The following is a 13,231-nucleotide window of genomic DNA, read 5'->3' as shown; positions in this document are numbered from 1 at the left end:
CTCATGCCTCCCGGAGGGTCCGCCCGGTGAGTCGCAGGAATAAATCGTCCAAAGTCGTGGGCCTGGAGAAAAAGCCCGCCCCGCCAAGTCCCATAGCCTTCAAACGCTCGCAGGCTGCAGTGGCCTCCTCGACGGACTCTGTATAAAGCAACAATCGATCTTCCGCCGACTCCCACCCGCGAATCCCTTGATTCCCGATTTGACCGACCCCGGCAGCCGTGTCGACTTCTAACCGCCTCAGCGCCTCTTGGTGCTGTGCCGGAGGTAGCATCACCTCTGCCGTCCAGGGCCCGGCGTGAGCTTCAATCAGACCCTGGGGCGATCCCTCGGCCAGAATGCGTCCCCCGTCCATGATGACGAGTCGGTCGCACAACCGGGCGGCTTCTTCCATGTAATGGGTGGTCAGGAGCAGCGTGACCCCCCGGGTTCGCAGTTCCCGCATCTTGCTCCACACCAGCTGCCGGGCTTGGGGATCCAGCCCGGTGGTGGGTTCGTCCAGAATCAAGAGCTCCGGGTCGTTGATCAAGGCCCGGGCGATAACCAGCCGGCGTTTCATCCCCCCGGAGAGACTGTCCACCCGGGAATCCCGCCGCTCCGCCAAACCGACAAAATCCAGCAGCTGCTCGGCCCGTTCCCGGGCAATTCTCCGGGACAGGTCAAAATACCGGGCAAACACGAGCAGGTTCCGGATCACCGTGAAATCAGGATCCAGATTATCCTCCTGGGGAACCACGCCGATCCGGGCTTTGATCCGCCGCATCTCCGTGCGGACATCCATCCCCAGCACAAAGAGTTCCCCGGCGCTGAGGGGCGTGCGACCGTAAATCATCTTCATCGTCGTGGATTTCCCCGCCCCATTGGGGCCGAGCACCCCGAAACACTCGCCGCGCCGAACGAGCAAATCAATCCCCCGGACCGCCTGAAAATGGCCGTACTGCTTGACAAGTCCCCGGGCCCGCACCGCCGGGTCCCCGGGCCCTCGGTTGCTTTCTGCCGACACTGAGGCACCCCTCCTGTCACATCTGGGGGCCGCTCCCCAACAACCGCTCCACCTGGGCCAGAGACCCGGGTTCTGCAATGAGCCAAAGCAGATCCCCGGCGGACAGGGGGGCCTCTCCGGCCGCGAGATTCATGGCCCGGTCCGACCGCTCGATGGATACCACCGTCGCCCCGGTCACGTTGCGAAAAGAGAGTTCCCTCAGGGTTTTTCCGATCACCGGAGAACCTTCGGGAATCGCCACGCAGTGAAGTAAATCGTGCAACACCACGTACCGGTGAGAAGAATGCTGAATATCGTGAAGCACCTGGTCGATCTCGTTGTCAATCACCCGGCGTTTTTCCACCAATTCGGTGAGGCGGCGGTGCAACTCTTCCAGCGTGCGCTTAAAATGCATCTGGGATAGGAACAATTCAGCCGCCCGTTTCGACAATACCACGATTCCAACGCCGGGTTGCACCCGGACCACTTTCGCGGCATCAAGCACGGAGATCGCCCTGCGAATCGTTTCCGGCGACACGTTGTACTGACTGGCCAAGGTGGACCGACCGTGCAACTTCATGCCTTCCGTATACTCCTGGGACGCGATTTTTTGAGCAATATCCACAGCGATCTGCTCATAGCGAGAAAGACCCTCCGAATGGGGACCAGCCACAACCACGCACTCCTTCGCACAGTTTCCGGGGCTGTCAGGGCCCGTCGATGTTCGGACCCCCATACCAATGCTCCCATCCTTGGAGTATACCACAGGCGTAAGGTTTCGAGGCGATGTATACCCGGGGCGGCCAACGTTCTTCCCGCATCCCCTTATCGGCGTTTCCGACCAGCACAGCGGGAAAGCCGGCCAGAAGCAGGTCCCGGTCGTTTCCGTTGTCCCCACAGGCGAGGACCTTCCGCCAACCCAGCCGGGCCACGGCGTACCGGGCCGCCGCCCCTTTCCCCCCCGAGGCCGGAATCACGTCGAGCCGCCCCCGGCTGACCACCACCCGGGTCGGTAAACCGGCCTCTTTCAGTGCTTGCTCGACCCTGGCGACAACGCCTGGATCTCCATCCCACCTGCCGCTGATTCGCCCTTTCGGCCCCCGGGGATCTTCCCCGTCCACCGCGTCCACAGAAAAGCCCGGGACTCTTTTCAGGGCCCGGACCACCTCCACCGGACGCCAGGTTGCCAAGGCCCGGCTCCACCACCTCAAATCTTCTTCCCACTCCGTCCCGGAAACCGGCGAACCCTCGCCCCCCGCCGTCTCCCGGCCCGAACCTCCGCCGGGAAAACCTGAAACGGGGAAAAAGATCCGACTCCCCACGTCGGTAATCAATGCCTCTGGCCGTGGCAGCCCCGCTTCCCGCATCACGTGCAGCGCCGAGTCCAGGTAACGGCCGGTGGCATAGGCCAGTCCCCATTGCGGCCGCCCTTCCCGCCAGCGCAAAAAGGCGGACAAACACTCCGAGGAACCGAGTAACGTGTCATCCAAATCAGTAACAATCCCCATCTCCACCCGAGGCTGTTCAGGGGAGGACGACGGGCTGTTTGACGTAGCCCAGATAGACTTCCACCACTTGCGGAGCGATGTTCGGCCAGAAAAACCTTCGCCGGGCATCCCTAGTCCCCTTTCTGCGGAAGGCGTTTCGAAGAGACGGACTCACCCACATTTCGTCCATGGCTTTGACCAATGCCCCGGAGTCCCGGGGCGGGACCAGCCGGCCTGTGACCCCATCCTGAACGATATGGCGGAGACCTCCAACCCCGGAAGCGATCACGACACCCCCCGCCGCCATGGCTTCTGCCGCCACCAAACCGAAGGATTCATACCAGGAGGGCACCACCACCATCTCCGCCCCCCGGTACAGCTGCGGCAATTTTTCGTTCGCCACCGGGCCGAGGTAGTGAACGCGATCCGGTATCGTGGTCAGCAGTTCGCCAAGAGCGGCATGGCTCGCCGTCCATCGCCGCCACTCCCGGCCTTCCCGGTCCCCACCTGCAATCCACAAATCCGGAACATCGGGATTCCGGGCCACCCACATGCTGTATGCGTCCAACAGTACACCGAGACCTTTCTCCATCGCCAATCGGCCGACGTACAACACATAAGGCCGCCGATGTCCATTTGGATCCACGGGCACCCCGCAGTCCCGATCCGCCGTATCATCCGTTTCCGACTCCGCTTTCGGATCGGCTATAAAATGTTCCCCCACCCCCGCCGGGATCACACTGATGGGCGCCGTCGCCGTTTTTCCGCAAAATTCCTTGGCATGCTCTCTCTCGGTTTCGGTGGTCACCACGACGTGATCGGCCTCAACCAAGATCGACCGTTCTTTCCAGAGCCTCTCCCAGTCCCAACTGCCCGTCCGAAGCCCTTTTACCATACCCAGGGAATGCGGCGTGTAAATGAGCGGATAGTTCAACTCCCGGCGCAGAACGCGCCCTAGGGTGCCCGACATCCAGTAGTGGGCGTGGACCAGATCATACGGCCCACAAGTGGCGATCTTCGCCGATAATTCATGATAAAAAAGATCTAGCCGCTCATAGAGGTCATCTTTCGGGAGATGGCCCCGCTTCCCGGCCGCCACCCGGATCACCCGGGCGCAATCCCCAAAGGCTTCTACCTCCGGCGCATCCTCCCGGGACCAGTGGGTGTAGACATCCACTTGATGCCCAAGGCGATCCAGGTGGAGACTAAGCTGGTACACGTACTGATTCTGCCCGCCACTTTGGGTATCCCCAAGTGTCGCCAGAGGATCGCCGTGATCCGAAATCATGCAGACGCGAAGCCCCATCCTTCCACCCCCTCAAAGACCTTCCGACAACTTAATTTTATACATGAGTTGTCTGGATGTCAATTCGACCCGATTCGGGCCGTCTATCGATATGAGGTGGAAAGGATGTGCTACAATGGACATCGAAAAAATCGCCAGGCAGAGGAGGTGTGCGATGTTATGGGGCAAAAGGAAAACCAACGGCCGACCCCGCAGCAAAAACCGTCTCCCGACATCGGACCCCGCGCCGCCGGGACTAAGTCGGATCCATCTTGACGCCTCCCGTCGGCCCTTGGTCTCCAGGCCGGCGGCCGCCTCCCGACCGCCGGCGCCAGGCCCTGTCATTCCGCCACTCCCAAGATGCGGTCGATCTCCCGCAGCGCTTCCTCGGGCAGCACCACCCCCGCGGCCTTGACATTTTCCTCCACCTGCTCGGGCCGGGAAGCCCCCACCAAAGCGCTGGACACTTCCGGCAGCCGCAACACCCACGCCAACGCCATCCGCGCCAAAGTCAGGTCGTACCGGCGGGCGACGGCCGCCAGCTCCTCCACCTTTTGCAAGATTTCCGGTTGCAGGTATCGGCGCATAAAGGCCTGCACCTCCGGCGTGGCCCCCCGGCTGCCCGCCGGCGGCCGCTCGCCCGGGCGGTATTTGCCCGTGAGGACCCCTTGCCCAAGGGGCGAAAACACCACCTGGCCGATTCCCTCCCGGGCGCACAAGGGGATCACCTCGGCCTCGATGCCGCGATTGAGCATATTGTACAGCGGCTGGCTCGCCACAAACCGGTGCAACCCCAACTCCTTCTGCAGACGCACCCCATCGGCAATTTGCACCGGCGACCATTCACTGAACCCGGCGTACAAAATCTTCCCCTGGGTGATCAGATCATCGATGGCCCGGAGGGTCTCCTCCAACTCTGTCTCCGGGTCAAACCGGTGGCAATAGAAAATATCCACATAATCCACCCCAAGGGCGGTCAAACTTTTCTCCACCTCGTCGATGATGTGTTTACGGCTGAGTCCTCGATCATTGGGTCCGGCTCCCACCGGCCAAAAGGCCTTCGTCGTCACCACATAGCTCTCCCGGGGGTACTCCCGCAGGGCCCGGCCCAGCACCCGCTCGGCGGCATGGGGTTCCGCCCCGTACACATTGGCGCAGTCAAAATGGTTAATCCCCAACTCAAAAGCTTTATGTACACAGGCCTCGGCTGTCCGCTCTTCAGTCACGGTCCCATAGGTCAGCCAGCTTCCCAGGGCAATCGCCGAAACTTTGAGCCCACTCTTCCCCAGCCTTCGGTATTCCATCCCTTTGAGCCCCCTCATCAAAAAAATCGCCCGGCGGCACCCGGGCCTCTTTTAGTTTATCACAGGAAAATCCGTGACAGTGTACGGCTGACAGGGGGTCGGCCAGCGCCGACACCCCGTCAGAAAACCACTTGAACTTTGAGCAACTCCGGCGCTTTCGGGCGTCCCAGAAATTCGGGCAGCTCCTCCAAGGCGATCGTTTTCGACAGCAAAGGCTTCACCTGGATCCTTCCCGCCGCCACCCACTCCAGGGCGGGCAGAAACGTGTGGTTAATGGCCATACTGCCGATCAGCGTCCAATCCCGCCGATACAGATCAAAAGGGCTCAGGGAGATTTTCGCCCTTTTGGGCGCTACGCCGAACTGCAAGAACTTTCCCGCCGGCCCGAGAAACCGCAAGGCCGTTTCAATCACCGCCGGCGCTCCAGTGGCATCCACCACCGTGTCGAAAGACTCCAGCTCCCCGCCGAGCTCCTTCTCCAGGGCCGCCGCCGGCACCGTCCGGGTGGCGCCAAACCGCCGGGCCAACGCCAATTTCCCCGGGTCGACATCCACGGCGGTCAACTCCGCCGCCCCGGCGTGGACCAGGGCCTGCACCAACTGCTGGCCCATCGCCCCGGCCCCGAAGAGGAGCACCCGTTCCCCCGGGCGAAGCTTCAGCCGGTTCATCCCGTGTACCACGCAGGCCACCGGTTCCGCGAACGCCCCTTCTTCAAAACTAAGCGCATCCGGCAGCCGAAAAGCGGAAGACTCGGGTACCGCCACCTGTTCGGCGAACCCCCCGGGCACCGTGGTGCCGATGCCGCCCCAGTTTTCACAGTGATTCCCCCGGTTCGTGAGGCAATAGCGGCAGTGTCCGCAAAACAGAGACGGGTCCACCGCCACCCGGTCCCCTACCGCAAGGGACGTAACATCCGGGCCCACCTTGGCCACCACACCGGCGAACTCGTGCCCGGGGATGATCGGGTAACTGCCCAGAGAATCTCCCTCAAAGATATGAAAATCTGTCCCGCAAATCCCCGCCGCTTTGACAGAGACCACCACTTCACCCGGGCCCGGCTCGGGTTCCGGGACCTCTCGGATCACCGCCCGCCCCGGCTCGGGGATCACCATCGCCTTCATCGCGCTCCCCTCCCTCCGCGTGCTGTCGCTTGCAGGCTGCCCGCCCAGGCGGGGTTACCGGGCGATCTCCGCCACCACCGGCGCCCCATTCAGACACCGCGCCGTCACCCGGTGAAGCCCCCCAGACACCCCGGCGGTCACTTTCACCACCCGGCTCTCTCCGGCTGCCAGGTCAAAAAAATTCTCCTCGAACACCGCCGGTTTCCCCGGCACCTCCAGGACGATCATCCGGGCGTGGACGTCAACCCGGACCCGAACCTCCTGCCCGCCCTCCAGAATCTCCACCTCAAGGGACGCTTGGGGCAGGTCCATGTCTTTTTGATCGCAAAGGTACACCCAGCGTTCCGGGGTGCGCCCCGTCCGGGACCGCAGGGCCACCGCCACCCGCCGGACATCCGCTCCACCCAGCCACTCCTCCGGGGCGAGCCTGGCAATCTCCACCCGGCCTCCCGCAGGCACCCGAATCGGCCACTGCGCCATTTTCAAGCGAGTTCCGTGAAAGTCGGCAAGTTCCATCGTCACCTCATCGCTCAAAGGGTCCAGACCGTCCCACACCGCGTGTAAAATCCATTCCGTTTCCTTCACCTCAAGGGTTAACAGGTACGGGTGGAAAAACCGCCGGGCATAGTAGTAAGCCGCCTTGGGCAGGCCCTCGTAATCGATGATGCTCCAGCTGATCCCCGGCCAGCAGTCGTTCAGTTGCCAAATTAATGCCCCGGAGGTGGCGAACTTTCGCCGGCGGTAGTGTTCCACCGCCAACCGGAGCCCTTCGGCCTGGATGAGCATGGAGTTCATCCCATATTCGTCAAAGGTCCGTGGCACGCCGGTGTACCCAGCCATCACCAAAACCGCCGTCTGTGGATGAGCGTCTTTGTTCCGGTACGCCATCTCCCGGCCCCCCCACTCCAGGCCGCCGTCGGGAAGCCATTTTCCCAATGTATAGCGATTGGCCGCCGCCTGAATGCCGAACTCGCTGACAAACCGTGCGGTGTCCTGCAGGTACTGTTTAAACGACACGCCCTGGACGCTGCGATCCACCCGCTCGGGCTCCCCGAAATGGCGGGGGTACACATGTCCGTGCCACACCTGCCAATTGTGTCGGTCCCCCTCCTCGGCGCTGTTGTGGTCCGCCCCGCCGTAGGGCGAGCTGGGCCAGTACGGCCGGTCCGGATCCAGGCGCCGCAGCACCTCGGGGATCAAACGGTGGTAAATCCGCTCCCCGTAAAACGGTTCCCGGAGCCGGCCATCGGAGACCATCATTTCCCAGAGCCACTGATTCTCATTGTTGCCACACCACAGGGCCAAACACGGATGACCCCGCAGCCGGCGAACCACCGTTTCCACCTCGGTTCTTACATTTTCCATAAAATCCTTATTGTAGTCCGGATACAGGGCACAGGCGAACATGAAGTCCTGCCAGACCAAGATCCCCAGTCGGTCGCAGATTTCGTAAAAAATATCCGGTTCGTAGAGTCCACCTCCCCATACCCGGATCATATTCATTCCCGCCTGTCCGGCTGCCTCCAGGAGCCCAGCGATGCGCTCTTCCGTCACCGCCCCGGGGAACTGATCCGCGGGGATCCAGTTGGCCCCCTTGGCAAAAATCGGCCGGCCGTTAAGCACAAAGGTAAACCGGGGTTCACCATCCTCCTCCCGGAGCAGGGTCAATGTGCGCAGCCCCGCCCCCTGTTCCCGCCGGTCCAACTCCTCTCCCCGGACAATCAGGGCGACCTCCAACCGGTATAGGTGGGGTTCACCGAGGTCCCGGGTCCACCACAGCTTTGGCCGCAACACTTCCAGGTCCACCGATGCCTTTTCTCCGATCACCGGCGCCTCGCCCTCGGCGGCCTTGCGTTCTCCATCCCAGAGGACAATCCGCACCCGGGCATCTTCCTTCTCCTCGGGATCCCCCGGGCGAAGGATCTCCACCTCCACCGGCCATTTCGCCCAGCCCTCGCCAATAAATGGAGTCCTGGGACTCACGGACTGAATCCGCCAGCCCCGGTGGCTGCGAAGCACCACGGGCCGCCAAATTCCGCAGGGGACGATGTTGGGCCCCCAATCCCAGCCAAAATGGCTCTGGGCCTTCCTGACCCACACCCGGTCGCGGTTGAAAGCCGCCCACAACCCGTGATCTTTCTCTTTGACCGCCAGGGCCACGGGGTCGAATTTCACCGCCACCACATTGTCCCCGGCCACCAGTTCCCGGGTCACATCGAAGGTCGCCGGGACGAACATGTTGGCGTGGCGCCCGAGCTCCCGGCCGTTGAGATAGATCGTGGCCAAGGTATCCAGCCCTTCGAACACCAACTCCAACGTCTCCCCCGTGCGGACTGACCCTTCATCCATAGAAAAATGGCCCCGGTACCACCACACCCGTTCTTCCACCCAACGGGTGCGCCGGTCGTTGTGTCCATAAAATGGGTGAGGAATGACCCCGGCTCGATGCAGGGTCGTGTGCACATCTCCGGGCACCTCCGCCGGGAGCCAGAAATGATCGATGTAATCCCGGGCAGCTACTTCGGTATCCCGGGCGCCGCCCGGCTCAAACCCCTCAATGCGCCACTCTGTGATCTCCCGTTCTTCCCTCACGCCAACCACCTCGGCTTCTCTCCATAACAAAAGAAGCGGATAGACCTCTGCCTATCTCCGCTTCCCGTCACGCCCCCATGCCGACGAATCGCCCAGAGGCCTTTCCTCATCCCAGCCCGGACCCAGCACCCCGGCCTTTTCTAACTGTCGTTCGAGATAGTCCAAGGGTGTGCCCTCCACGCCGGCATACCCCGCTTTGGTATAAACGTGAAGGGCATCTGGAAACACCTCGGACAACAGCCCCCGGATCCGCCGACCCGACGGGTCATTGTCTGTCAAGATCACCGCTTGCCGGCGCCCCACTTGTTTCTGCAGCGCCATGAGCCGCCGGTGACCGGGAATCCCGTTCGTACACAGTATCATCACGTCTGCGGGCAGGATTCGACGCAACCTCGCCCGATCGTGTTTTCCTTCCACCAGAATGGCGAAACCCTCTTCCTCACGGTCGATGCCTTTCATAAATCCAGCATACCACGCCGCGGCCGGAAATGCCCTGGCTGTACCCTGCCTCAAAAATGAAAATTGTCCGGATCGGGCCCCACCCGCTGGTCGCGATTCAACCCATCCAGGGCCGCCACGTCCTCGGGGGCGAGCTCAAAATCGAACACCTTGGCATTGTCCCGGATCCGTTCGGGATGGACAGATTTTGGAATGGTCACCACTTGGTGTTCCAGGTCCCACCGAAGGATGATCTGGGCCGGGGTCTTTCCGTATTTTTCTGCCAACCCTCGTACCGTCGGCTCGTCGAACAGGTGACCCCGCATGAGAGGGCTCCAGGCCTCCAATTGAATCCCGTGCTCCCGGCAAAAGGACAAAAGGGGTTTTTGGGTCAGACGGGGGTGAAATTCCACCTGGTTGACCGCCGGCCGAATCTCGGCATCCGCCATGAGGTCCTGCAAATGGTGGATCTGAAAGTTGCTTACTCCAATTGCCCGGACCCAACCGTCGCGATACAGTTTTTCCATCGCCCGCCACGTCTCTTTGTAACGACCCTTCACCGGCCAGTGGATGAGGTACAAGTCCACATACTCCACCCCCAGCCGCCGCCGGCTCTCTTCAAAAGCCTTTAGTGTGGAATCGTACCCCTGGTCGCTGTTCCACACCTTCGTCGTGAGAAACACCTGCTCCCGGGGCACTCCGCTCTCCCGAATCGCCCGGCCTACTCCTGTTTCATTCTGATACATCGCCGCGGTGTCGACGCTGCGGTACCCCGCCTCCAAAGCGGCTCGCACCGCACGCTCCACCTCCTCGCCCTCCTTGGTTTTGTACACCCCAAGGCCAAACCAGGGCATCGCGACGCCGTTGTTGAGAACCGCCCTATCCGACAATCCCCGAATCACCTTCATCCCTCCACCATCTCTGCTTCATCCCGCCCGAGATTTTGGACAACAGTCCTTACGCCTGAGGTTGGGGCGGCTGACCCCGCAGAACCCGCAGGACCTCCGTCTCCAAGGCCAATTGCCGGGCGAGGACTGCTCCCCCATCCCCCGCGAAGGCCAAGGGCAACAGATCTTCCAACGCCTTATCCACAGGTTGCCCCAAACGGGTGCGCAACTGAAGGAATTCCTGGAAAATCCACCGGATGCCAAAGGGGAGTTCCAACTGATCCAACCCCGCTTCGATTCCCCGGCTGGGGCCCACGACCAGCCTCTGGGCGCCGAGAATCCGGAGCACCAAGTCCCGGACTTCGTCTTTCCGGCGTTCTTCCAGGCGCACCGCCACATACTCGTACACCAGGGCTTCCACCAATTGCTCCATCTCCCGCCGGGCGTCCTGGGTGTCCTTGACAATGCCGAAGATCGGTCGGTCCACCGCCTGTTTAAAGGCCTGGGCCACCCCTTCTTCGGACAAGTGCGTCAGAACGAGATTCACCCGACTGCCGTGAAGAGATTCAATGTGGTGAAGCAACCCCGCCAGCCCGGCCGCCAGGGCGGGATTCCCCGAACAAATCAAAAACAGTCGGTCGGCCTTGTCGATCGGCCCAAGGTTCAATTGCCGCAGCGAATTCGACAAATCCACCAATTCCACATCTTTGTGGACATCGGCCACTCCAGAAAAGCGCTCCGCCCAAATCTCCGTCACGGTATTCAGAAATTCCGTCAGATCCGCGTGGGTCACCGATGCAAACCCGAAAATCGTCATCCCTGCACCCCGCTCCCTCTCGAAACTCCTTGCCGCTAAACTCTCTATTTGCTAGTGTCTCATGAACGGCCGAATCTGTACAGGGCAAATTCTGCCCAACCCGGGAGGAAAACGGTTCTCTGTGGACGAATTCTTCTCTTGGTGATGTAGTAGATGACCTTCCCCTGCAAGGATGTGAGACACGACTTCCCAGCCGGCCAAACGCCGTCTGAGAACGACGTGACGCCAAGGGACTGAAGGGAGGCAGTGTCGGTGAAGCGCAAGAGATACCTCTGGCCGTTGCTCGTGCTCGGAACGGCCGGTGGCGTGGCGGGAGCACACCCAGCCCACGCGGAGGGTTCTTACGCCGTCTTTCAATATGCCGTTCGGTTAAAAGAGTTTCCTACACTGACGGATGCCGTGGCCTATGCGAAGCTGTGGGACCACAGCCGGATCGTCAACCTGGCCACCGGCGAAGACGAATGGGACAACTATCCGGCCCCTATCGCCAAGTTGGGCTACTGGGTAGTCCGGCACGGCGAGTGGGTGGATGCTGCCTGGACCCAGGAGCAAGCCGTTCAAAAAGCGAAGAATGTGCCGGATTCCGTGGTTTTGAACGCCCTGACCGGAACCGTGGTTTGGCAGCACCCCCCAACGACTTCTCCGAGTCAAGGCGGGGCTTCCGGGGACGGTTTATCCTCTCGGGGAGAAACGGCGAGCAACCCCACGTCCGGCAATTCCCCATCGACCCCGGTGGATCATCCGCCTGTTTATGCCCAAGTCCTACCCCCGGCGGCGACCGCGACCAAAGCGCCGGCAAATGCGTTATCTGGTGGATCTTCGCCGGGACCTGCCCCGGGGACATCAACGAAAAATCCCTCGCCCGCTTCCTCGGCGAAAGGGCAAGGGACATCATCCCCTGGGGCCGCAACCTCTTCACCCCAACCGGGGAATGGAAGTGGGACTACCCGGGTCCCGGATCGGCCTGCTCCCTACGGGCCGGATTATTACGAGGTTCAAGGGGGCACTCTTTTGCACCTGTTCGGCACCCCCGGGGCACCGCCCAAAGCGGCGATCGTGGTGGGACCGGCACCAGACTTTATGCGGCCCGGAGACATATACATCCGGGACTCTGCACATCGGTTTTACCGGCGGACTCCTTCGGGCGATCAGCCGGTGGGCGTGTGGGAGCCTCCCTTTGAAACCCTGGACCTCCGGCTGCCGGCCAAGATCACTGGCCAGGAGATCGACCAGTTTATTCGGGAGCACCACCCCGAAAGCCCGCTGGTGGGTATGGGGAACGCTTTCGTGCAGGCCGGGCAACAATACGGTGTAAACCCCCAGTACCTAGCCGCCCATGCGATCCTGGAGAGCGGGTGGGGACTGTCTTCCATCGCCCTCGACAAGAAAAATCTGTTCGGATACGGGGCCTATGATGGAGATCCGTACAACGCCGCCGCCACCTTCGCGAGTTACCAGGACTCGATCCGTTTTATCGCTTACTTCGTTCGGCACCAGTATTTGGATTCCAGTGGGCGCTGGTACGGAGGTTCGCCAACTTTAGACGGCATGAATGTCCACTACGCCACCGATCCCGATTGGGCGGAGAAGATCGCCAGCCTGATGGAACAGATGCGCCCGTATCAGCCGGAGGATTACCGCGGGGTGGCGGTGCTTCCCGCCTCCGCTCCGCAGCCTCCCGGACCCATCGCAGATCCACCTCCGGCACCCGCCAACTCCGGTGGCACCTTGCCGACTCCAAACTCGGGCCAGCCAGGCCCCGGTTCCGGCTTTCCGATCCCCGGTTCCCAGCTCGGAGACCGCTCGGGGGTGCCAACCCCCCTGCCCGCAGGTCTCAAGGGCGAGACGACAGACGCCGTCAATCTCCGGGAAGGCCCCAGCACCTCGACCCGGGTCATCACTGTGCTGCCACCCTCGACTTCGGTGACGGTGCTGCAACGCTCCCCGGATGGCTGGTTTCAGGTGGACATCGGCGGTCAAAAAGGGTGGGTATACGGCCAGTACCTGCAACTTGATCACGTGCTCGTGGCCCGGGTGGACGACGCCCTCAACGTCCGCCGGGGACCGGGTCTCTCCTTCAGCGTCATCACCCAGGTGCCCGCCGGCACCCTCCTCACCCCCGTCAACAACGCCGGGGGCAAGCCAACGGCAGTCAACAACTGGTACCACGTCCGCCTGCCGAGCGGCCAAGAGGGATGGGTCTACGGAGATTACGTCGCCCAGGCTGTGCCCGTGTGACAAAGCGCCTGGCCGGAGTGGGCCGATGATCTCCGGCCCCGCCCACAGGACAGTGCGCTCCACCCGACGAAAAAAGGGCTTCC

The 13,231-nt window shown here is 62.0% G+C and carries 11 protein-coding genes; 1 reads left to right on the top strand and 10 read right to left on the bottom strand.

Translation table 11 applies throughout. From position 1 onward, the window contains the following. Position 1: 1 nt before the first annotated feature. The 10 genes from CVV65_RS03225 to CVV65_RS03175 all read right to left on the bottom strand — a co-directional run bounded on the left by CVV65_RS03225 (position 2) and on the right by CVV65_RS03175 (position 10,910). Entirely contained in the window at positions 2-1,000 is a 999-nt protein-coding gene (locus tag CVV65_RS03225) for an ABC transporter ATP-binding protein (protein WP_100666914.1), read from the bottom strand. Between the two features lie 16 nt (positions 1,001-1,016). Then, positions 1,017-1,652: a GntR family transcriptional regulator gene (locus CVV65_RS03220; protein ID WP_170084971.1), complete on the bottom strand. Its 636-nt coding sequence runs from the start codon at positions 1,650-1,652 to the stop codon at positions 1,017-1,019. Between the two features lie 34 nt (positions 1,653-1,686). Beyond that, positions 1,687-2,487, bottom strand: a complete 801-nt coding sequence (locus CVV65_RS03215) for an HAD family hydrolase (RefSeq protein WP_198592112.1) — start codon at positions 2,485-2,487, stop codon at positions 1,687-1,689. A gap of 16 nt (positions 2,488-2,503) precedes the next feature. Next, positions 2,504-3,772, bottom strand: a complete 1,269-nt coding sequence (locus CVV65_RS03210; RefSeq protein ID WP_100666911.1) for a glycosyltransferase — start codon at positions 3,770-3,772, stop codon at positions 2,504-2,506. Between the two features lie 320 nt (positions 3,773-4,092). Next, positions 4,093-5,055, bottom strand: a complete 963-nt coding sequence (locus tag CVV65_RS03200; RefSeq protein ID WP_100666910.1) for an aldo/keto reductase family protein — start codon at positions 5,053-5,055, stop codon at positions 4,093-4,095. Between the two features lie 119 nt (positions 5,056-5,174). Beyond that, entirely contained in the window at positions 5,175-6,176 is a 1,002-nt protein-coding gene (locus CVV65_RS03195; RefSeq protein ID WP_100666909.1) for a zinc-dependent alcohol dehydrogenase family protein, read from the bottom strand. Positions 6,177-6,230: 54 nt separating this feature from the next. After that, positions 6,231-8,777 (bottom strand): beta-mannosidase, encoded by a 2,547-nt coding sequence (locus tag CVV65_RS03190; RefSeq protein WP_232796697.1) that lies wholly within the window; start codon positions 8,775-8,777, stop codon positions 6,231-6,233. A gap of 42 nt (positions 8,778-8,819) precedes the next feature. Next, complete coding sequence (locus CVV65_RS03185) at positions 8,820-9,227, bottom strand: ribonuclease M5 (protein WP_100666908.1); 408 nt, start codon at positions 9,225-9,227, stop codon at positions 8,820-8,822. A gap of 50 nt (positions 9,228-9,277) precedes the next feature. Beyond that, entirely contained in the window at positions 9,278-10,105 is an 828-nt protein-coding gene (locus CVV65_RS03180; RefSeq protein WP_100669138.1) for an aldo/keto reductase, read from the bottom strand. A gap of 58 nt (positions 10,106-10,163) precedes the next feature. Then, positions 10,164-10,910, bottom strand: coding sequence for a hypothetical protein (locus CVV65_RS03175; RefSeq protein ID WP_100666907.1), 747 nt, complete (start codon positions 10,908-10,910; stop codon positions 10,164-10,166). Positions 10,911-11,162: 252 nt separating this feature from the next. On the opposite strand from CVV65_RS03175, the gene CVV65_RS03170 reads away from it, so the two are divergent. Next, complete coding sequence (locus CVV65_RS03170) at positions 11,163-13,148, top strand: SH3 domain-containing protein (protein WP_100666906.1); 1,986 nt, start codon at positions 11,163-11,165, stop codon at positions 13,146-13,148. The last annotated feature ends 83 nt before the right edge of the window (positions 13,149-13,231 follow it).

Source organism: Kyrpidia spormannii (genome assembly GCF_002804065.1).
GTDB classification, from domain to species: Bacteria; Bacillota; Bacilli; order Kyrpidiales; family Kyrpidiaceae; genus Kyrpidia; species Kyrpidia spormannii.
Note: the sequence above shows the minus strand (reverse complement) of the source record. Positions and strands in the feature narration are given on the sequence as shown.